The sequence below is a fragment of the Achromobacter ruhlandii genome, from assembly GCF_902859695.1.
GTDB lineage: Bacteria > Pseudomonadota > Gammaproteobacteria > Burkholderiales > Burkholderiaceae_B > Achromobacter > Achromobacter ruhlandii.
In genome coordinates this window covers 35,771-56,885 of the sequence record NZ_CADIJL010000033.1, presented here as the reverse complement: position 1 = coordinate 56,885, position 21,115 = coordinate 35,771, and the positions used below count along the sequence as shown (strand labels likewise).

The following is a 21,115-nucleotide window of genomic DNA, read 5'->3' as shown; positions in this document are numbered from 1 at the left end:
AAGCGGGCCCGCGCTGGAGTAGACTTGCGTGTTCATCGCCATCGCCGGCGCGCAGCCCCCAGGAGTTCCCATGTCATTGGAAAATCACTACACCGCCATTCTCGAAGCCCTGGGGGAAGATCCGTCCCGCGAAGGCCTGGTCGACACGCCGGCGCGCGCGGCCAAGGCCATGCGCCACCTGTGCCGGGGCTATAACCAGAATCTGGAAGAAATCGTCAACGGCGCCCTGTTCACCTCCGATACTCGCGAGATCGTGCTGGTCAAGAACATCGAGCTGTATTCGCTCTGTGAGCACCACATGCTGCCCTTCATCGGCAAGGCGCATGTGGCCTATCTGCCCAACGGCAAGGTGCTGGGCCTGTCGAAGGTGGCGCGCATCGTCGAGATGTACGCCCGCCGCCTGCAGATCCAGGAAAACCTCAGCCGCCAGGTGGCCGAGGCGGTGCAGTCCGTCACCGGCGCCGCCGGCGTGGCGGTGGTCATCGAGGCCCAGCACATGTGCATGATGATGCGCGGCGTCGAAAAACAGAACTCGTCGATGGTCACCTCGGTGATGCTGGGCGAATTCCACGACAACCCGTCAACCCGCGCCGAGTTCCTCAGCCTGATCCGCTGAAGCGCGTGCGCCCATCGCGCGAAACGGCCGGCCCCCGATGGGGCCGGCTTTTTTTCGCCCGCGCCCTGCGCCAAAAGGCGCGGGGCGCGGGGCTTGGCTCCTATCGAATACGGCATCTGGCCCTAGCGCTGCGGCCCCATCCGGGCAAACTGGCACCACAGGCCGCACCGGCACAAGCCGGTCGCGTCGGGGCGCGGCCCATTCTCTACGGGAGATCACCATGAACGCGTTGTACCGCCTCATCCGCCGCGGCATCCTGGCCGGCCTGGCCGCCACCCTGCTGGCCGCGCCCGCCCATGCCCAGACCCGCCTGACCGTGGGCTACCAGCTCATCGTCGGCCCCTTCCTCACCGCCATCGCCGACGGCAGCTTCGATGCCGCCCTGAAAGACGCCGGCTACCAGGTCGACTGGCGCCAGTTCACCTCGGGCGGCGACATTTCCACCGCCCTGGCCTCGGGCAACGTGCCGGTCGGCGTGCTCGGCTCCACCGGCATCACCTCGGCCGCCACCCGCGGCGTCGACCTGCAACTGTTCTGGATCCTGGACAACATCGGCAAGTCGGAAGCGCTGGTGGCGCGCAACGGCTCGGGCATCAACGGCACCGCCGACCTGAAGGGCAAGCGCGTCGCCACGCCGTTCGTATCGACCTCGCACTTTCACCTGCTGGTGGGGCTGGAACAGGTCTGGAAGATCAACCCGCGCGACGTGCGCATCCTGAACATGCAGCCGCCGCAGATCGTGGCCGCCTGGCAGCGCGGCGACATCGACGCCGCCTACGTCTGGCCGCCCGCCCTGACCGAGATCGAGAAGACGGGCAAGGTCATCGCCGACTCCGAAGCCATCGGCCGCGCCAGCGTGCCGACCTTCGACGGCCTGGTGGTCGATCGCGCCTGGGCCGCCAAGAACCCCAAGTTCATGGCGGCTTTCACCACCGTGCTGGCCAAGTCGTACGCCGCCTATCGCGCCAACCCGGCTGCCTGGACCGCCGATTCGGCGCAGGTCAAGAGCATCGTCAAGCTGATCGGCGGCAAGCCCGACGACGTCGCCACCGCGCTCACGCTGCTGACCTTCCCCACCGCCCAGGAACAGGCCTCGCCCGAATGGCTGGGCGGCGGCAAGGAATCGGGCGCCGCGCGCGCCTTCGCCGCCAGCGCCAAATTCCTCAAGGACCAGAAGCAGATCGACAAGGCGCTGGACGACTACAGCGCCCACGTCACCGACCAGTACGCCAAAGCGGCCGCCAAATAGCCGCGGCGAGACGCCGGGCGCGCCGCAAGCCGCGCCCGGTCCCGGCGCCCGCCTGGCCGCGGGCGTCGCACCATGCAAGGGGACCCCGCATGACTGCACCCGCCACGTCCGCCGCGCAGGCCCTGCGCGCGGACCACGTCAGCGTCACCTACCCCGGCCTGCACGACAGCGGACCGGTGATCGCATTGCAGGACGTCAACCTGACCATCGAACCCGGCGAATTCGTCGTCGCGCTGGGCGCCTCCGGCTGCGGCAAGACCACGCTGCTGAGCCTCCTGGCCGGTTTCCTGTCGCCCACCGACGGCGAGATCACGCTGGGCGGACGCCCCATTACCGGCCCCGGCGCCGACCGCGGCGTGGTGTTCCAGAAGCACGCATTGCTGCCCTGGCTGAACGTGCTGGAAAACACCGAATTCGGCCTCAAGCTGCAAGGCGTGGACAAGGAGACGCGCCGCGCCCGCGCGCGCCGCAACCTGGAGCTGGTGGGCCTGAAGGACTTCCACCGTCACATGATCTACCAGTTGTCGGGCGGCATGCAGCAGCGCGTGGGCATCGCCCGCGCCCTGACCTGCGACCCGGCCATGCTGCTGATGGACGAGCCGATGGCGGCGCTGGACGCGCTGACGCGCGAGACCATCCAGGAGCTGCTGCTGGATATCTGGCGCCAGACCGGCAAGATGTTCTTCTTCATCACCCATAGCGTGGAAGAGGCGCTGTTCCTGGGTTCGCGGCTGATCGTCATGTCGCCGCGCCCGGGACGCATCACCCACACCTTCCAGCCGGACTTCAACCGGCGCTACCTGGAGACGCGCGATGGCCGCGGCATCAAATCAAGTCCCGACTTCATCGCCATGCGCGAACAAGTCCTCGGCATCATCTACGGCGACGAACTTGCCGCCGCCGACGCGCAGGCCGTCCATGCCTAGCGGGCTGGGCGGCCGCCGGCCCGCCGCGCCCGGCAAGGTGTACGGCGCGCCCGGGGCCGGCTACAGCGGCCACATCAGCCTGCTGACCAGCATCGCGCTGCTGGCGCTGTGGTTCCTGGCCACCAACGCCGGCTGGGTCAAGCCGCTGTTCCTGCCGTCGCCGCAGGCGGTATACGGCAAGTTCGTGTCCGCCATGACCGACGGCGTGGCCAACTCGACCCTGGCCGAGCACGCCCTGGCCAGCCTGACGCGGGTGTTCTCGGCCTTCTTCCTGGCCTGCGCCACCGCCATTCCGGTCGGCATCCTGATGGGCGTGAACCGCTACGCCCGCGGCATCTTCGATCCGCCGATCGAGTTCTACCGTCCGCTGCCGCCGCTGGCCTACCTGCCGCTCATCATCATCTGGTTCGGCATTGGCGAGTTCCCCAAGATCCTGCTGATTTACCTGGCCATCTTCGCGCCCATGGCGATCGCCGCGCGCGCCGGCGTGCGCTCGGTCTCGATCGAGCAGATCCACGCCGCCTACGCCATGGGCGGCACCCGCCTGCAAATAGTCTGGCACGTGATCCTGAAGGCCGCCATGCCCGAGATCTTCACCGGCATGCGCATCGGCATCGGCGTCGGCTGGACCACGCTGGTGGCCGCCGAGATGGTGGCGGCCGATCGCGGGCTGGGCTTCATGGTGCTGAACGCCGCGCAGTTCCTGGCCAGCGACACGGTCATCATGGGCATCATCGTGATCGGCGTGTTCGCCTTCGCGTTCGATCTGCTGGTGCGGTATCTGGAGAAATTCGCGATTCCTTGGAAGGGACGGGTCTAGGACGCTCACCGTTCCATTTTTTCGCCGATACGCCAACGCCATATCCATTGACAGGGCAATCCCGCATTCCTTTTTTTCGCACGGCTACTCTATCCTGGGAGCGCGTCCCCGGTGTCGGCCGCTCCAGCGTGCCGACCGGGCCAGACGCGCCCCCTACAAGGAGCCGCCATGTCCAGCCAGGCCTCGATGCTCAAGCCTGTGTTGTGGGAACGCCTGTTCGAACGGGAAAGCGCCCCCAACCTCAGCCTGCAAGGCCGCGTGCGGCAGATGCTGGTGTCGGCGATCCTCAGCGGCCACCTGCCGCCCGGCGCGCCGGTGCCATCCAGCCGCTACCTGGCCGATCAGTTGAGCATTGCCCGCAACACCGTGGTGTTCGCCTATCAGCAACTGGTCAGCGAAGGCTACCTCGAATCGCGCGAACGCAGCGGTCATTTCGTCCACGACGGCGTGCTCGAAGGACGCGCCGCGCCTCCCAGCATGGACGGCGACCCCCCCTCGTCGGTCGACCACGTTCGCTGGGACGAGCGGCTGCGCTTTCGTCCCAGCCGCCAGCGCAACATCGTCAAGCCGCGCGACTGGCAGAAGCAGCCCTACCCCTTCGTCTATGGCCAGTTCGACCAGGACCTGTTCCCCACCGCCGAATGGCGCGAATGCTGCATCAAGGCCCTGTCGGTGCTGGACATCCGCAGTTGGGCGCCCGACCTCATCACCCATGACGATCCCGCGCTGATCGAACAGATCCGCACCCAGGTGCTGCCGCGCCGCGGCGTGTGGGCCGATGCCGAGGAGATCGTCATCACCGTCGGCGCCCAGCACGCGCTCTACCTGCTGGCTGACCTGCTGGTCAACGAGGACACCGTGGTCGGCATGGAGGACCCCGGCTACCCCGACGCGCGCAACATCTTCGCCAGCCATACCCGCCACCTGCTGCCGCTGCCGGTGGACGACCAGGGCCTGCGCACCGGCACCCACCTGTTGGGCTGCGACTACGTGTTCGTCACGCCCGGCCACCAGTGCCCAACCACCGTGACCCTGTCACCGACGCGACGCGAGGAACTGCTGACACTGGCGCGCCAGGCCGACAGCCTGATCATCGAAGACGACTTCGAAAGCGAAAGCCGCTGGGGCGACGGCGCCATCCCGGCGCTCAAGAGCCTGGACCGCGACGGCCGCGTGATCTATGTCGGCAGCCTGGCCAAGTCATTCGCGCCGGGACTGCGCATCGGCTACATCGTCGCGCCGCGCGAGCTCACCGCCGAACTGCGCGCGCTGCGCCGCCTGATGCTGCGCCACCCGTCCGCCTATATCCAGCGCGCGTTCTCGCTGTTCATCTCGCTGGGGCACCACCATTCGCTGCTGCGGCGCCAGTCGCAGGCGTACCAGAAACGCGGCGCGGAACTGGCCGATGCGCTGGCGCGCTGGCTGCCCGACTTCACCGCCGTGCCCATCACCGGCTCGTCCTCATGCTGGCTCAAGGGTCCCGAATGGCTGGATGCCACAGAGCTGGCGCAGGCGGCGCAGGCCGAGGGCGTGGTGGTGGAGCCGGGCCAGGTGTTCTTCATGGAAGCCGCCCGCGCGCCCCGCAACTTCCTGCGGGTCGGCTTCACCTCGATCCGCGCCGAGCATATCGGGCCGGGTATCGAGAAGCTGGCGCAGGTGGTGCGCCGCTTCCGTCTGCGGGCGGCGGCCTGATGCGGCGTTGAAATGGAAGCAGTCCGATTTATCGGCTGATTCAACGCGAGACTCCCCAAACTCAAGTTCAATCTGAACGAGCGGCCGGCGTACGCCGGCCGCTCCTTTTGCAGCGATGTCGAAAAAGCGGGGGCTTCCAAGCGCGCTTCGACCCGTCCCGCCGATCGAGATCGCGATGGCGCCCCGGCCACGGGCCGCGTCGACACCCGATCGCTCGAAAACCGCTATGGCAGCCCCTCGTTCCAATGGGTGCGCGCCCCACCACCATGAACAAGATCTACTCGCTCAAATACAATCATCGGCACCAACTGATCGCGGTATCCGAGTTATGCGGCGGACGCCAGCGCGGCTCGACAACCGGCCCCCCCCGGCCGACGGGCAAAAGAACGCCGCTCGGCAAGATAAAGGCCGCCCTGCCGCTGTTGTTCGCCGGCCTGTTACCGGGCATCGCCGGCGCCAGTTACGTAAGCATCGACATTCCCTACCAGACCTACCGGGATTTCGCCGAAAACAAGGGCGCGTTCCAGCCCGGCGCCCTGAGCGTTCCCATCCATGACAAGTCTGGCGCCCTGCGCGGCCGATTGAGCGGCGACATCCCGTTCATTGATTTTTCCAGCGTCAGCGACGACAACGGAATCGCAACGCTGATCGCGCCGCAATATGTCGCCGGCGTAGCGCACAACGGCAGACATGACAGCACCCGCTTTACCGGCGTGACCTACTCCCAGATCCGCAGAGACATACACCCGGATTACCACCGCGAGAGGGACTGGACCCAGGAGTGGGATTTCGATCTCAACCGCCTGGGCAAGCTGGTGACCGACGCGGCGCCGATCGCCATGTTTCCGGTATCGCGAACATCGACACCGCTGCTCTCCCTGGGCGACCCCGATCTCTGGACTGAGGAAGAAAAAAAGAAATTCCCCGTGTTCTATCGGGTCGGAATGGGCATCCAGTTCGTCGGCGACCATCCCGAAAATGGTCACAATCCCTTGACGGGCAAGCTCGCGCCCGGCCTGCACGAGATCGGCTACGCGTACAAATGGGCGACAGGCGGCATCGTCACCCCGATGTGGTCCAACGACACCTTTGTGATCGCGCGGGGAGACAATGGTCTGTTGCCCGCATTCGTGCAACACGGAGACAGCGGTTCGCCCCTGTTTGCCTGGGATGCCGAGCATAAGCAGTGGGTACTTGCGGGCGTGGCGGCAGAAATCGAATTGCCCGCCGGCGAGGCGGGCTATGTCTATTGGTCGCATCCGCCAATGGACTTTCTCAATAGCGTTTACGCCAGGGATAACGATCCGGAAGTCGCCTACGCGGATGGCAAGGGGCCGTTGCTTTGGTCATTCGATAGCGCCCGGGGCGCAGGCAGCCTGGCCCAGCAGGGCCGCCAGTTCCTGATGCATGGCTACAAGAAGACGCCAGGCCTGAGCTACGCGGACGGCAACAGCGCGCTCGACTTCGAAGGGCTCGACGCGGGCAAGAACCTGGCCTTCCGCACCGAAAGCGGCGCAGATCACGGCGAAATCACATTGCACGACCCCATCAACCAGGGAGCCGGCTCGCTGACCTTCCATGACAGCTATATCGTTTCCCCGGAGACGGATCAGACATGGATGGGCGGCGGCATCGACGTGAAGGAAAACGCCACCGTGGTCTGGCGCGTCAACGGCGTGGCCGGCGACAACCTGCACAAGATCGGCCGCGGCACCCTGACCATTGCAGGCAAGGGCGTCAACCCGGGCGGCCTGAAAATCGGCGATGGCAAGGTGATTCTGTCGCAGCGGCCCGACGAGAGCGACAACGTTCAGGCGTTCGACGGCATCACCCTGTCCAGCGGTCGCGCGGAAGTCGTGCTTGGCGACGGCCGGCAGGTCGACCCCGACCATATCGCATGGGGAGCCCGGGGCGGCGTGCTGAACCTCAATGGCAACGACATCACGTTCAATCAACTGCACGCCAACGCAAAAGACCATGGCGCCACGATCACCAACACCGCGACGAAAACAGCGACCGCAACGATCAACCTCACGCCCGTGACTCCGCCCGAGGTAAGCGACTACATTCTGATGCCGGTCAGGGCGGGCACCGGAGAGCGGGGCGATCTCTACAAACAAGGGCTCAGCTACTTCGTCCTGAAGCAGAACAATTTCGGCGCCGTCCCGGTCTACGGCACCCAGGCCAGCGACGACTACTGGGAATACGCGGGGACCTCGAAAATACTCGCGCTGGCGAAGGCCAATGAGCGCAAGCGGGAATACTTCCCCGGACAGACGGAATTCCTCTTCCCGGGAACCCTGCAAGGCAATATCGACGTCAGCATCGCCAACCCGTCGAAAACGGTGTTCATCGCCGACGGCGGCATGGACCTCGGCGAAAACTCGTTCACGCAGCGGCAAGGCGAACTGGTCTTCCAGGGCCACCCGGTGATCCATGCGATCAACACCCCGGATGATGCGCGCAAGCTGCTCGATCTCGGGGATGACTCCGTCCGGACGCAATCCGTGTCGTTTGACCAGCCGGATTGGGAAACGCGCGAGTTCGCCGTCGGGAAACTGGCGCTGACAGACACCACCTTCCGCTTGTCACGCAACGCCACCCTGCTGGGCGACATTGACGCGCAACGCGCGCAGATCATCCTGGGCAGCCCGCAGTTGTACCTGAACAAGAACGATGGCGGCTCATTGGCCCAGGAACCGGTGAAAGGCACCGCCATCGCCAATACGGACGCCGACAAGAGCCGTTACCAGGGCAGGGTTTCCCTGAGCGAGCATTCAACACTGGACATCCACGAGAAATTCGCGGGCGCCGTCGATGCCAGCGACAGCATCATCAATGTCTTCTCCGACCAGGCCGCGCTGACGGAATCCAGCCGCTTCACCGCCAGCGCTTTGACGCTGCACCCCGGCGCGCACCTGCGGGGGGCTGCCGGCTGGTATGGCGACGGCGCCATCGCGGTGGCCAATGGCGCGGCGCTCACGCTGGCCGGCAGCGCCACGAGCCCGTCCTCGACCGAAATCCACACGGCTTATTACTTCACCCGCGGCATCAATCTGCTGGGCAGCGATGCCAGCGTGCACATGGCGCCCGGCAGCCATTCGTTCAGCGATGTCTCCAGCCTGACCGCCAGCGACATCACGCTGGGCGCCCCGGCCGCGGCCGGGGCGCCCCAAACCGTGTACGCCGGCGCGGTGACCGCCGCCGAGGCGAACCTGCAGGCGAACGACAATTCCCGCTGGATCATTACGGGCGACTCGACGCTGAAATCGCTACGCGCCAGCAATGCGATCCTGAACTTCGACGACAATGACCTGACGCGACGAGCCTTCGTGGTGCGGGCCAATCCCGGCTCGCCGCTGGCATCGAGCCGGCCGCTGGCGGCGACAACGAAGACATCCTCCTACACATTGACGGCCGGCACCGTTGCCGCGTCCGATAGCGTCTTTGCCTTTCGTGTCGACCCGTATAGCGGTGAGCATGACCAGTTGACGGTCGCCACTGAGTTGAACGGCAACGGCAACCGTTTGCGCGTGACTGACTTCGGCGTCCCTCCAGCCAGCGCCGCCGTGCAAGCCAGGGAAACCCTGTTGCTCAGCGCCCCGCGGTCCACGCGGGCCGATCTGTTCACGTTGGAGCAGGCTTTCGAAAAACCCGACCCCGCCGATGCGCCCGCGCGCGACAATCCATGGTTGGGCGGCCTCGCGGTGAGCCATGACGCGGACCAACGCCAATGGTGGCTCATCAGCATGCGCCAGGATGCCCCCTGGCGGTTGACGCAAGACCGGCAGTTCGATTCGCTGCAGTTGCCGACAGCGGGCCGCGTGGAACTGTCCCAGTCTGGGGCGGACTGGACGCCGCACACCCTGCAAACCGACACCATGAACGCCAGCGGCGTGCACTTCGCCCTGAACGCGCGACCTGAAGACGGGGAAAGCGACAGTATCGTCATCACCACCCTGGCCCAGGGCGGCGACAACCACCTGGATCTCACGCTCCTGGTTCACGATCCCGCGCCGGCCAGCAGCAGCGGCGCCCTGCTGTTGGCGACCGCGCCCGTAACGACCGCGGACGGCTATTTCAAACCCGGTTCTGTGACGCAAGGGCTCACGATCTACGCGCCCAACCTCGAAATCGTCAGCACGGCCACGCAGAAAAACTGGCAATTGGCATACAAGAGGCTCCCGGAGGCGTTGCCGCCGGGCGAGACCGCGGCGCCCGGAGATACGCCGGCGCCGCCATCGCCAGATGATGCCGATTCCGGCGTCAAGCCCGCGCCGCCGCCCGATACCGGCTCCCCAGCCAAGCCGGACAGCGCCGCAGACCCGGGTTCCTCCGGCCCTGCCGACACGCCATCGGCCGACTCGGGCTCCACCGCCCCCACCGACACGCCATCGGCGGACTCGGGTTCCTCCGCCCCCACCGACACGCCATCGGCGGACTCGGGTTCCTTCGCCCCCACCGACACGCCATCGGCCGACTCGGGCTCCACCGCCCCCACCGACACGCCATCGGCCGACTCGGGCTCCACCGCCCCCACCGACACGCCGTCGGCCGACTCGGGCTCCACCGGCCCCACCGACACGCCATCGGCCGACTCGGGCTCCACCGCCCCCACCGACACGCCATCGGCGGACTCGGGCTCCACCGGCCCCGCCGACACGCCATCGGCGGACTCGGGTTCCTCCGCCCCCACCGACACGCCATCGGCGGACTCGGGCTCCACCGCCCCCACCGACACGCCGTCGGCCGACTCGGGTTCCTCCGCCCCCACCGACACGCCATCGGCGGACTCGGGCTCCACCGGCCCCGCCGAGGCCCACGCCGAAAAGGATCCGGCGCAGGATTCCGCGCCCGGCGCCACGCCGGACACCGGCGCCGCCGGGCACGGCTCGGGCGCCCTGTCGCCATTCACGCCATTTTCCTTGAGGCTGTCCGAGTTGGACGCCCTGCAATCGCGCGAAAGCATCATCGACCGCTTGCAGCAGTCCGGCATCACCGCGGACGACGACACCGTCAAGCAGATTACCGCGGTACGGCGGCAGATCCTCCGCACCGGCGTGCTGGCCAGCCTGCCGAGGGTCGCTTTCGTGCTTGAAACCAATCAGCTCAACAAACGGTTGGGAGATGTGCGCCAATTGAATGAACAGGCCGGACTGTGGTTCAAGACCAGCCACGGACAGGCCGACTATGAGCAACTCCACCTGAAACACACCACGCTGCAGCTGGGTCTTGACCGCAAGCTTGGCAAGCAGTTGTACGGCGTCATGGGAAGCTACACCCAAGGCTCCGGTCAGGGCGAAGGCAGCCTGTCGGAGAAACACACCACGGGCGGTATCGGCCTCTACTACGCCTGGATCAGCGAGGACGGCCCCTTCATCGACGTCGTCGCCAAATACTTGAGAACCAACCAGACCTATCATCTTCCGGCCAACCTGAACATTGACGGACAGGGTGCGCGATCCACGACCTTGCTGGCCAGCGTGCAGGCGGGATGGCGGAAAAACCTGTTCAATGACCGCGCCTTCATCGAACCCTCCATCGAAGTGGTCACCGGCCGCACCAGCGCCTACACGCTGCATGGCGATAAAAGCGGCGTCGATGTGCGGATCAATGCCAGCACGCCGATCTATGCCAAGATCGGCGCCGCTGCCGGGGTGACCCTGCAGTCGGATGACCAACATGCGCTGAGCCTGTCCGCCGGGCTGTTCCGGCTGCAGAACCTGCGGCGCGCGGGCAGCGTCGAGATCCTGAACAACAGCGTTGCGGGGGATCGGCTGAGCCAGCCGATCGCGGACGACAGCCGCTATCTGGTCAACCTGTCGCTCAATGCCAGACTGTCCGCCAACTGGCGTCTATACAGCCAGATCGAAAGCAGCTTCGCCGGCAAACTGAAACACGATTACAGCGGCCAGGTCGGTGTGCGCTATCAGTTCTGAGCGAAGCGGGCGCGCGCGGCTACCGTCACCGTCGGTAGCCGCGCGCGCGTCGACACGAACCGCCGCCGTCACCGCTACAGCACCTCGTCGCGCAGGTAATACCAGCGGTAGAGCAGCGCCTGGCCGATGCGGCGGAACGGCGCGAACAGATGGCCGGGCAACGGCGTGTTGTAAATCGGCAAACTCCAGTTCACCCCGTCCTGCCCCATCATGCGCTGCGCCAGGCGGCGGCCCGCATGCGCCGAGAACGCCACGCCATTGCCGCCGTAACCGAAGGCGTAGAACACCTGGCGCGCCGGATCGGGCTGCGTGATGCGCGGCATCATGTCATGGCTGACGTCGACCCAGCCCGTCCATGCGTAGTCCACGTCGATGCCCCGCAACGCCGGGAACTTGCGCGCCAGCCCGTCACGCAGCAGCGCCAGGTGGCGGGGGTGCTGCGCATCGGCGCCGCGCAGCGCGCTGCGGCTGCCGATCTGCATGCGGCCATCGGGCAACAGCCGATAGTAGAACCGCAAGGTGCGGGTGTCGGTGATGAACACCGTGCTCTTCAGGCCGGCCTGCGCTCGCTCGTCGGGCGTCAGCACCCGCGTCACCATCGAGTTGGACAGGATCGGCATGATGCGGTTGTCCAGCAGCCGGTTCACCCCCTGCGCGGTGTAGCCGCCGGTGGCGAACGCCACCCGCCTGGCCCGCACGGTGCCGCCCGGGGTCTGCAGGCGATAGCCGCCGCCCTCTTCGGTCCAGCCCAGCACCGGGCTGCCCGGATGCAGCCGCACTCCCAGCGCGCGAGCCTGCCGCATATAACCATAGGCCAGCTTCAACGGATGCACGCCGATGCCGTCGGGTTCGAGCAAGGCGCCCATCGCCTCGTGGTCATCGACGTAGCGCTCGCGCAGCTCGTCGCGGGTCAGCATGCGAGTGTCGTAACCGAACTGCTCGCGCATCACCCGCGCCTCGTTGCGCAGGAAATCCATCTTTTTCTCGCGGTGCGCAGTGTAGAGATGGCCGCCCGGCTGCGCATCGCAATCGATCTGCGCCACCAGGCTCTTCCAGTAGTCGAAACCCTCGTGGATCTCGGCGTCCAGGCGCCGGGCGGTCTCCAGCCCCCAGCGCTCGATCCATTGCGAGCGATACAGACGCCCCGAGGCGTTCTGGCCCTGCCCGCCGTTGCGGCTGGTGCAGCCCCACACGGCGCGGTTGGCCTCCAGCACCACCGCCCGCACGCCATAGTCGCGCGCCAGCGCCAACGCCGCCGACAGGCCGGTGAAGCCCGAGCCGACGATGACCACGTCGGCCTCGATGTCGCCCTGGATCGGCCCATCGTCCGCCGGCGGCGGTCCGGCCGTGGCGACCCAGTAGGTGGGCGCGTATTCCTGCCCGCGTCCGGGAGGCGACACCAGCGGGTCATAGGTCGGGTTGTAGGCGCTGGCGGCCGGGCTGGCGGCCGGCGCGCTGGTGGGATCGACGAACGTGCCGGCGGTATTCGGCAGATCGGAGGACATAGCGGCATCCATGGGGCGGGGTCCGGTGGCGGCGTCGGCTCAGGCGCGGGCCGGCAGCGCCGGGCGTTGCTTGCGGAAGGCGTTCTTGACGCGGATCTTGCCGTCCTGGAAGGTGAACACATCGACCATGTCGGCTTCGACCCGCGAGCCGTCCGCGGCCGTGCCGGTGAAGGTGCTTTCCGACACGCCGCGCTCGCCCGCCACCCAGTGGCGGCCGTTGTTCCATTGCGCATCGGGAAAGTTCTTCCAGGCCGCCGCGAAGGCCGCGCGCACCGCCTCGCGGCCGCTGTGCCGGGCGCCCCAGCGCTCGGGCCCGCCCACCGTTTCGAAGACGCAGTCCTCGCTCATGAAGGACATCAGGGCGTCGATATCGTGGCGGTTCCACGCGGCCGCGAACTCGGCCAGCATGTCCACGGTGACGGTCTTTTGCATTGCCTACCCTCCTCGATCGCCGGACGCGACATGCGCCCAGGCTCTGGACCCAAGGTACGCGGGGGGTCGGGCAGGGTCTAGAACCAGACGCGGCAAATCGCTTGCACCAGCCGGCCGTCCGCGCGGACGATGGCGCCGCGACTCAAGCCGCCGCCGGCGCCAGCCGCGCCGCGACCTCTTCGCCCCGCGTCAGGCCGCGCATGCCGATGAAGACCAGCCCCGGCGACTGCACCTCGGCCGGACGCGCCGCGCGCGTGTCGAAACGCACCCGCCGCCCGGCCAGTTGCACCAGCACCCATCCGTGGCGTTCCGTGCGCACCCAGCCCTTGGCCCGCAACCAATGGCGCGGGAGTTGCCGCAGGGCGTCGGCCAGGCGGTCGGCATGCAACAGGGCCGGCGCCGGCCACAGCCAGCTTTGGAAGGGATGCCGGTGATCGTCGCCCCGCGGCGCCCGCGCCGCGCCGGCGGCATCCATCGGCAAGCCCGCCGCCGGCCCGTGCGCCGCGTGGCCGCAATGTGGGCCGCAGGACGCATGGCTCTCGGGCAGGCCGCCGGCCAGCATCGCCAGTTCCACCCGCGCCTCCCGCGTCGCCACGATCGGCGCGCCGCCCGACTGCAGCCGCAGCCAGTCGCGCAGCGCCGGCAGGCCGGCCGCCGGCAGCAGGTCGGTCTTGTTCAGCACCAGCAGGTCGGCCGCGCGCAGCTGGCGTTGCGCGGTATCGGCCAGCAGGGGATCGGCCAGCGTGTCGCGGATGCCGCTGGCGTCCACCAGCACCACCACCGCCTCCAGTTGCAGCAGCGGATCCGACAGGCCCACCTGCGCGATGCGTCCGGGGTCGGACACGCCGCTGGCCTCGATCACGATCCATTCGGGCGCGGGGTCCAATGCCAGCACCCGCGCCAGCGCGTCGTCCAGGCCGCCGGCCATCGAGCAGCAGACGCAGCCGTTGGCCAGCCGGATCACCTTGTCCGCGCGCTGCGCCAAGAGGCCGGCGTCGATATCCACCGGCCCGAAATCGTTGACCAGCACCGCGGCGCGGCGGCCGGCCGCCAGCACGTGGTTCAGCAAGGTGGTCTTGCCGGCGCCCAGGAAACCGCCCACCACTGTCAGCGGGATGCGCGCCATGTCAGGCTGCCTGGAGCGCCAGCGGCCGGCCGCCGATGACCGTGCCCAGCACCTCGATGTCCTTGAGCCGTTGCGGCGGCACGTCCAGCGGATCGTCGCGCAGCACGCAGAAATCGGCGTGCTTGCCGACCTCGATCGAGCCGACCAGGTGGTCCATGTGCAGCGTGTAGGCCGCGCCCAGGGTGATGGCATGCAACGCCGCCTCGACGCTGATGCGCTCGGACTCGCCCAGTACCCGCCCCGAGGCGGTCTGGCGGTTGACGGCGCACCAGGCGGTGAACAGCGGCCCCAGCGGCGTGATCGGCGCGTCCGAATGAATCGCGAACGGCACCCCTGCCCGCGCGGCCGAGGCGCAGGCGTCCATGCGATTGGCGCGGTCCGGCCCCATGGTCAGGGCATGGTGGGCATCGCCCCAATAGAAGATATGGTTGGCGAACAGGTTCACGCACATGCCCAGGCTGGCCATGCGGCGGAACTGGGCGGCATCGGCCATCTGGCAATGCTGCAGCGTGTGGCGGTGATCGCGCCGCGGGCTGCGGCGCAAGGCGCGGTCGATGGCGTCGATCGCCAGCTCGGTGGCCTCGTCGCCATTGGTGTGGATGTGCAGCTGCGCGCCGGCCTCGTGATAGGCCTGCACCAGCCCGTCCAGCTCGCCCGGCGCGATCACCCAGATGCCGTTGGGCGCGCCGTTGTAATAGCCCGGCCAGCGCACCCTGGCGGTGAAGCCCTGGATGGAGCCGTCCACCACCAGCTTGACCATGCCCAGGCGCAGCTTGCCATGATTGAGCCGGCCCGCCTCGCGCAGCTTCGCCAGGCAGGCGGCCGGGTCGCCGGCGTAGGTCAGCGCCGACGCCGCCGGCACGATACGCACCGGGTAGTCGGGCTCGGCCGTGACCCGCGCCAGCGTCGCCAGGCCCTCATCGCCCAATTCGTTGACGAGATCCGTGGCGGTGGTGACGCCGGCCCACTGCGCCACCTTGCCGAACATGCGCAGGCCGCTTTCCGACAGGCCCACGGTGCGGAACGGATTGCCGATCAGCCGCATCACCGGAAACATGGCGGCGAATTCGCACAGCTCGCCGCTGGGCTGGCCGTCGGCGAAGCGGCTGATGCCTTCGATATCCGTATCGCGGTCGATGCCGGCGCGGGCCAGCATCGGCGTGTTCACATTCATGAGATGCATGCTGGCATGCATCACCACCACGGGCCGCTCGGCCGACACCGCGTCCAGGTCGCGCACGCTCATGCGCTGGCCACCGAAGAAAATGGGATCGAAGCCCCAGCCGATCAGTGTCTGTTCCGGCGCGAGGCCGGCGGCGAATTCCCGCAGGCGCGCGGCCACCGCCGCGAAGCTTTTCAGGCCTGGCCACACGCGGCCGTCGGGCCCACGGCGGTCGTAGTAGCCGACGTAGGCGAACTGCCACATGCCCCCTTCCGGCAGATGGCAGTGCCCCTCCACCAGCCCCGGCATCAGGACGTGGTCGGCGTAGCGCTCGTCCAGCTCGGCCGGTCCCCAGCCGGCCAGGTCTTCGCGGCTGCCCACGCCCAGGATGCGGCCATCACGCACCGCCACGTGCGTGGCGCGCGGCTGGGCCGGGTTCATCGTCAGGATGGCGCGGGCGGCAAAAATGGTGGTGCGGGCGGCTTGGGCCGGTCCCGGATGCGGGGCGTCATGCATGCTGCTTGCTCCTGTTCGTGATGTCCGACAGCGCCTGAAGGTCGGGCTTGTTCCAGGCCTTGCCCGGCACCGAATCGATCAGGCGGCGCGTGTATTCGTGTCGCGGGTGATAGAAAATCGTGGCGGCGCGGTCCAGCTCCACCAGTTGCCCGTGTCGCATCACGGCAATGCGGTCGCAGATCTGCGCCGCGACGCGCAGGTCGTGCGTGATGAACAGCACCGACAGATCGAACTGGCCGCTGATGGTCTTGAGCAGGTCCAGCACCTGCGCCTGGATCGACACATCCAGCGCCGAGACCGCCTCGTCGGCCACCAGCAGCCGCGGCTTGAGCGCCAGCGCGCGGGCGATGCCGACCCGCTGGCGCTGGCCTCCCGAGAACTGGTGCGGATAGCGCTCGCCCGCGTCGCCGCCCAGCCCCACCAGGGCCAGCAGTTCGCGCGCCTCGCGCAGCGCGGTCTGGCGGCTTTCGCCGAAACCGATGGGCCCCTGCGCAACCGAATCGACCACGCGCTGGCGCGGGTTGAGCGAAGCGTAAGGGTCCTGGAACACCATCTGGATCTGACGCCGGTAGGGCCGGAAATCCCTTGGCGTCATGCCGACCAGTTCGCGGCCGTCCAGGCGCACACTGCCGCTGTCTGGCGCCACCAGGCCGATCAGCGCGCTGCCCAGCGTGGACTTGCCCGAGCCCGATTCGCCCACCAGTCCCAGGGTCTCGCCCTGGCGGATCTCCAGCGAAATATCCCGCAAAGCCTCGACCCGGCGGCCGCCGGTGACGTAGGTCTTGCACAGCTTGGCCACCGTCATCAGCGGCGGCGTGGCCGCAGCCTCCTCCTTGCCCTCGGGCTTGTGCGGCACCGCCGCGATCAATTGACGGGTGTAGGGATGTTGCGGCCGGTTCAGGATCTCGGCGGCCGCGCCCGCCTCCACCACCGCCCCGTGGCGCATCACCACGATGCGGTCGGCAATGTCGGCCACCACGCCAAAATCGTGGGTAATGAAAATGACGCCGATCCCCATGCGCCGCTGGATGTCCTTGATAAGCGCCAGGATCTGCGCCTGCGTGGTCACGTCCAGCGCGGTGGTGGGCTCATCGGCGATCAACACGTCCGGCTCCAGCGCCAGCGCCATCGCGATCACCACGCGCTGGCGCTGGCCGCCGGACAGCTGGAACGGATAGGCCGCGTACATGGCGCGGGGATCGGGCAGCAGCACTTGGCCGAACAGCTCCAGCACCCGCTGCCTGCGCGCGTCGGCGTCCATGTCCGTGTGCCAGGCCAGCACCTCCTCCACCTGCCGGCCCACGCGCATGACGGGATTGAGCGCCGTCATGGGCTCCTGGAACACCATGCCGAACTTGCGGCCGCGCAGCCCCTGCCATTCGGCCGCCGACAGGCCCACCAGGTCACGCCCGTCGTACAGGATACGGCCCTGGGTCACGCGCAACTGATCCGGCGGCAGCAGCCCCATGATGGCCTGCGCGGTGACCGACTTGCCCGATCCCGACTCCCCCACCACGCACAGGATTTCGTTGCGGTTGACGGTGTAGGACACGCCGCGCACCACCGCCGGGCCGCCGTGGGCGGCGGACACGCCGAGATCGCGGACTTCAAGCAAGGCGCTCATCAGCTTCTCCGTTTGCTGGCCAGCTTGGGATTGAGGGCATCGTTCAGGCCGTCGCCGATCAGGCTGACCGCGAGAACCGTCAGGAAGATGGCCGCGCCCGGCAACGTCACCGCCCACCAGGCGGTCAGGATGTAGGGCCGGTTGCTGCCGATCATCAGGCCCCAGCTCATCACGTTGGGATCGCCCAGCCCCAGGAACGACAGGCCCGCCTCGAACAGGATGGCGGTGCCGATGGCCAGCGTGGCCGAGACGATCAGCGGCGCCAGCGCGTTGGGCAGGATCACCCGCCAGATGATGCGCGCGTTGCTGGAGCCGATCACTCTTTCGGCCAATACGTATTCGCGCCGCTTCAGGCTCAGGAATTCCCCGCGCGCCAGGCGCGCGGTGGCGGTCCAGCTGACCACGCCGATGGCCACGGCGATGGTGACGAGCGACGGCGAGAACAGCGTCACCAGCACCATGGCGAACAACAGCGCCGGCAGCACCTGGAAGAACTCGGTGATGCGCATCAGCGTTTCATCGACCCAGCCGCCGTAGTAGCCGGCCAGCGCGCCCACGGTGATGCCGATGGCCATCGACAGCACCGCCGCCACCACGCCGACCAGCAAGGTGGCGCGGCCGCCATGGATGATGCCGGTCAGCACGTCGCGGCCCATATAGTCCGAGCCCAGCAGCAGCTCGCCGCCGGGCGGCTCCATCGGCGCGCTGGCGATCTCGAAGGGATCGGCCGGCATCACCAGGGGGCCGATCAGCACCACCGCCAGGATGGCGGCCAGCAACAGCAAGCCGATCAGCGCGCCCGGATTGCGGGCGAACGCGCGCAGCGCTTCGTACGATGGCCGCGCCGCACGGGCGACCGCCGGCGCGGGCGCGCCGGACAAGGCGGGAGGAACGTGGCTCATGAGGTCTTTATCCTGGGATCGATCAGCCGGTAGGCCAGGTCGGTAAGCTGGTTCATCACCACCACCAGCAGGGACGCGAACAGCAGGATGCCGAGCAGGGTCGGATAGTCGCGCCGCAGCACGGAATCGAACGCCAGCCTGCCCAGCCCCGGCCAGTTGAAGACCGTTTCCACCAGGATGGCGCCGGCCAGCACGTTGCCGAATTGCAGGCCCAGCATGGTCATCACCGGCAGCACGCCGTTGCGCAGCGCGTGCCGGTACAGCACGATGCGCTCGGGCAGGCCTTTGGCGCGGGCGGTGCGGATATAGTCGGCCGCCAACGCGTCCATGACGCTGGCGCGCGCCAGCCGGCTGTACTGCGCCAGGTACACGAACGCCAGCGTGAAGGCCGGCAGCACCAGGTGGTGCAGCACGTCCAGCGCGCCGGCCCAGCCGCCCTCGGGCCCGCCCGCCGAGCGCATGTCCGACACCGGGAACCACGGCAGCAGCGACGCGAACAGGATGATCAGGATGATGCCGGTCCAGAACACCGGCGCGGAATAGCCCACGATCGACAGCAGCGTGATGCCCTGCGACAGCGGCCCGTTGGGCTTGCGCGCCGCCAGCGCCCCCAGCGCGGTGCCCGCCAGGAAGGCGCTGGACACCGACGTCAGCACCAGCAGCAGCGTGGCCGGCACCCGCTCCCAGATCAGTTGCGCCACCGGCAGGTTGAAGAAGTAGGAATAGCCCAGGTCGCCGCGCGCCACCTGCGACAGATACAGCCCCAGTTGAACCAGGAACGGCCGGTCCAGCCCGTACTGGGCGCGCAGCTGGGCCCGCAGCTCCTCGCTGATGCCGCCCATGGAGCCGGCGATGGTCTCGACCGGATCGCCCGGCGAGATGTGGATCAACAGGAAGTTCAGCGTCACCACCGCCAGCAGCAGCACCACGGCATAGCCGATGCGACGCGCGAGATAGCGCAACATGGCCGCTCTCCTATTGCAGCCAGGTGTCGTCCAGCGGCGACAGCAGGCCCCAGATGCCATCGGGCAGGCCATGCACCTTCCTGGAGGACAGCGTGTGGTACGGAATGATGGTCAGGAAATCGATCGGCAGGTCCTCGGTCACGATCTGCTGGAACTGCGCATACAGCGCGCGGCGCCGGGCCTCGTCGGTTTCGGTGCCGGCCTGCGCCAGCAGTTCGTCGACCTTGGGATTCCTGTAGGACTGCGTGTTGGTCCAGATGATGTCGCGGATATTGCTCGACAGATAGGTGCGGTGCACGCCGATCACCGGATCGCCCCAGTTGAACACGATGTCGGTGGTCATGTCGAAGTCATGGCTGGCGATACGCTTGGCCCAGGTCGGGAAATCGGGCGAGGCGCGCACCTGCACCGCGATGCCGATCTTCTTCAACTGGCTGCGCAGGTACTCGGCGACGTTCTTGCCCTGCACGTCGCTGCCCGGCATGTAGTCGACCGTCAGCGCCATGCGCTCGCCCTTGCCGTCCTTCTTGAAGCCGGCTTCATCCAGCAGCTGCTCGGCCTTCTTCAGGTCCAGCGGATACTTTTTCAGGTCCTGGGTCGCGTAGGGACTGGAGGCCACGATCGGCCCGTCCGCCGGCTTGGCGAAGCCGGCGTTCAGCGCCTTGGTGATGAACCCCTTGTCGGTGGCGTAGGCGATGGCCTGCCGCACGCGCACGTCGTCCAGCGGCTTGCGCGCGGTATTGAACGCCAGCCAGCCAAGCGCGCCGATGCCCTCGTAGCCACGATCGGTCATGACGATCTGCGGGTTGTCCTTGGCGCGGCGCAGGATGGTCGGCTCGGTCATGTACGGCAGCACGCCGATGTCGCCGCGCTCCAGCCCGATCAGCAGGTTGGTGGCGTCGGGATTGATCTTCACCACCACCCGGTCCAGGTAGGGCTTGCCCTTTTCGAAGAACTTGTCGAAGCGCTCCAGCACGATCTCCTGGCCCGGCTTGAAGTCCTTGAGCGTGAACGGGCCCGAGCCGACCACGTTGGCGGAATTGCGTGGATGGTTCTTCAGGTCCTGGCCGTCGCCGTAGATGTGCTTGGGCAGCACCGGCATCAGCGCCGGCGACAGCGCCAGCAGGATCGCCGGATGCGGCTTGCTCATGCGCAGCACGGCGGTGTAGGGATCGGGCGTGTCGACGCGTTCAACGGGCGCCAGCATGCTTTGGAACGGATGATTCTGCTTGACCGCCATCACCGAGAACGCCACGTCCTCGGACGTGACCGGCTGGCCGTCGTGGAACAGCGCGTCGTGGCGCAGGTGCAGGGTCAGCGATTTGGCGTCCGGCGCCAGCTCCCACGATTGCGCCAGGTAGGGTTGCGGCTTCCAGTCGGCGTCGTAGCGCAGCGGGCTGGCGAACAGCTGGGCGCTGGGCAGCGCCGTGGCAATGCCCGATTGCACCGCGCCGTTCAGGTGCCGCGGCACCTGGGTCGAGCCGATCACCAGCGTGCCGCCCGGCTTGGGCGCATCGGCGGCCCGCGCAGCCGGCGCACCGGCCGCCATTGCCCATGCTGTCAGTATTGCGGCAAAGCCGCGTGTCGCGCTGCGCATCATCCACCCCTTGGCATTGTTGGCATGAGCCATTCACACGATGG

Annotated in this window: 14 protein-coding genes; 6 read left to right on the top strand and 8 right to left on the bottom strand. The window is 67.7% G+C overall.

The genetic code is table 11. From position 1 onward, the window contains the following. Window positions 1-70: 70 nt before the first annotated feature. The 6 genes from folE (at window position 71) to HV742_RS26630 (ending at window position 11,242) form a co-directional block, all read left to right on the top strand. On the top strand, window positions 71-616 hold the full coding sequence (gene folE, locus HV742_RS26655; protein ID WP_049074114.1) for a GTP cyclohydrolase I FolE: 546 nt from the start codon (window positions 71-73) through the stop codon (window positions 614-616). 220 nt (window positions 617-836) lie between these two features. After that, the gene (gene tauA, locus HV742_RS26650; RefSeq protein WP_175146797.1) at window positions 837-1,865 is read left to right on the top strand and encodes a taurine ABC transporter substrate-binding protein; all 1,029 of its coding nucleotides are present in this window, start codon (window positions 837-839) and stop codon (window positions 1,863-1,865) included. Window positions 1,866-1,954: 89 nt separating this feature from the next. Beyond that, window positions 1,955-2,791: a taurine ABC transporter ATP-binding protein gene (locus tag HV742_RS26645; RefSeq protein WP_175146796.1), complete on the top strand. Its 837-nt coding sequence runs from the start codon at window positions 1,955-1,957 to the stop codon at window positions 2,789-2,791. After that, window positions 2,784-3,611 carry an ABC transporter permease subunit gene (locus HV742_RS26640; protein WP_175146795.1) on the top strand — a complete coding sequence of 276 codons (828 nt, stop codon included), beginning with the start codon at window positions 2,784-2,786 and terminating at the stop codon, window positions 3,609-3,611. The genes HV742_RS26645 and HV742_RS26640 overlap by 8 nt, the downstream gene beginning before the upstream one ends. A gap of 168 nt (window positions 3,612-3,779) precedes the next feature. Continuing rightward, complete coding sequence (gene pdxR, locus HV742_RS26635) at window positions 3,780-5,303, top strand: MocR-like pyridoxine biosynthesis transcription factor PdxR (protein WP_175146794.1); 1,524 nt, start codon at window positions 3,780-3,782, stop codon at window positions 5,301-5,303. Between the two features lie 266 nt (window positions 5,304-5,569). Then, a complete protein-coding gene (locus HV742_RS26630; protein ID WP_175146793.1) occupies window positions 5,570-11,242 on the top strand; it encodes a S6 family peptidase in 5,673 nt (1,890 codons plus the stop codon). Window positions 11,243-11,316: 74 nt separating this feature from the next. Here HV742_RS26630 and HV742_RS26625 read toward each other — a convergent pair whose 3' ends face one another. The 8 genes from HV742_RS26625 to HV742_RS26590 all read right to left on the bottom strand — a co-directional run bounded on the left by HV742_RS26625 (window position 11,317) and on the right by HV742_RS26590 (window position 21,071). Then, window positions 11,317-12,747, bottom strand: a complete 1,431-nt coding sequence (locus HV742_RS26625) for an NAD(P)/FAD-dependent oxidoreductase (RefSeq protein WP_175146792.1) — start codon at window positions 12,745-12,747, stop codon at window positions 11,317-11,319. A 39-nt stretch (window positions 12,748-12,786) separates the two neighbouring features. Then, window positions 12,787-13,179 (bottom strand): nuclear transport factor 2 family protein, encoded by a 393-nt coding sequence (locus HV742_RS26620; protein WP_059270213.1) that lies wholly within the window; start codon window positions 13,177-13,179, stop codon window positions 12,787-12,789. 142 nt (window positions 13,180-13,321) lie between these two features. Next, window positions 13,322-14,305, bottom strand: coding sequence for a CobW family GTP-binding protein (locus HV742_RS26615; protein WP_175146791.1), 984 nt, complete (start codon window positions 14,303-14,305; stop codon window positions 13,322-13,324). 1 nt (window position 14,306) lies between these two features. Continuing rightward, window positions 14,307-15,983 (bottom strand): amidohydrolase, encoded by a 1,677-nt coding sequence (locus tag HV742_RS26610; protein WP_175146790.1) that lies wholly within the window; start codon window positions 15,981-15,983, stop codon window positions 14,307-14,309. Beyond that, window positions 15,976-17,607, bottom strand: a complete 1,632-nt coding sequence (locus tag HV742_RS26605; protein ID WP_175146789.1) for a dipeptide ABC transporter ATP-binding protein — start codon at window positions 17,605-17,607, stop codon at window positions 15,976-15,978. Before HV742_RS26605 ends, HV742_RS26610 begins: the two co-directional genes overlap by 8 nt. Beyond that, a complete protein-coding gene (locus tag HV742_RS26600) occupies window positions 17,607-18,509 on the bottom strand; it encodes an ABC transporter permease (protein WP_068980634.1) in 903 nt (300 codons plus the stop codon). The genes HV742_RS26605 and HV742_RS26600 overlap by 1 nt, the downstream gene beginning before the upstream one ends. Beyond that, complete coding sequence (locus tag HV742_RS26595) at window positions 18,506-19,474, bottom strand: ABC transporter permease (protein ID WP_175146788.1); 969 nt, start codon at window positions 19,472-19,474, stop codon at window positions 18,506-18,508. The genes HV742_RS26600 and HV742_RS26595 overlap by 4 nt, the downstream gene beginning before the upstream one ends. 10 nt (window positions 19,475-19,484) lie before the next feature. Beyond that, window positions 19,485-21,071: an ABC transporter substrate-binding protein gene (locus HV742_RS26590; RefSeq protein ID WP_175146801.1), complete on the bottom strand. Its 1,587-nt coding sequence runs from the start codon at window positions 21,069-21,071 to the stop codon at window positions 19,485-19,487. Window positions 21,072-21,115 lie beyond the last annotated feature (44 nt).

Coding starts and splice junctions, on each gene's coding strand:
- pdxR (WP_175146794.1), top strand. CDS start 3,780: ATGTCCAGCCAGGCCTCGATGCTCAAGCCTGTGTTGTGGGAACGCCTG.
- HV742_RS26610 (WP_175146790.1), bottom strand. CDS start 15,983: ATGCATGACGCCCCGCATCCGGGACCGGCCCAAGCCGCCCGCACCACC.
- HV742_RS26645 (WP_175146796.1), top strand. CDS start 1,955: ATGACTGCACCCGCCACGTCCGCCGCGCAGGCCCTGCGCGCGGACCAC.
- HV742_RS26620 (WP_059270213.1), bottom strand. CDS start 13,179: ATGCAAAAGACCGTCACCGTGGACATGCTGGCCGAGTTCGCGGCCGCG.
- HV742_RS26595 (WP_175146788.1), bottom strand. CDS start 19,474: ATGTTGCGCTATCTCGCGCGTCGCATCGGCTATGCCGTGGTGCTGCTG.
- HV742_RS26615 (WP_175146791.1), bottom strand. CDS start 14,305: ATGGCGCGCATCCCGCTGACAGTGGTGGGCGGTTTCCTGGGCGCCGGC.
- HV742_RS26590 (WP_175146801.1), bottom strand. CDS start 21,071: ATGCGCAGCGCGACACGCGGCTTTGCCGCAATACTGACAGCATGGGCA.
- HV742_RS26600 (WP_068980634.1), bottom strand. CDS start 18,509: ATGAGCCACGTTCCTCCCGCCTTGTCCGGCGCGCCCGCGCCGGCGGTC.
- HV742_RS26640 (WP_175146795.1), top strand. CDS start 2,784: ATGCCTAGCGGGCTGGGCGGCCGCCGGCCCGCCGCGCCCGGCAAGGTG.
- HV742_RS26605 (WP_175146789.1), bottom strand. CDS start 17,607: ATGAGCGCCTTGCTTGAAGTCCGCGATCTCGGCGTGTCCGCCGCCCAC.
- folE (WP_049074114.1), top strand. CDS start 71: ATGTCATTGGAAAATCACTACACCGCCATTCTCGAAGCCCTGGGGGAA.
- HV742_RS26630 (WP_175146793.1), top strand. CDS start 5,570: ATGAACAAGATCTACTCGCTCAAATACAATCATCGGCACCAACTGATC.
- tauA (WP_175146797.1), top strand. CDS start 837: ATGAACGCGTTGTACCGCCTCATCCGCCGCGGCATCCTGGCCGGCCTG.
- HV742_RS26625 (WP_175146792.1), bottom strand. CDS start 12,747: ATGTCCTCCGATCTGCCGAATACCGCCGGCACGTTCGTCGATCCCACC.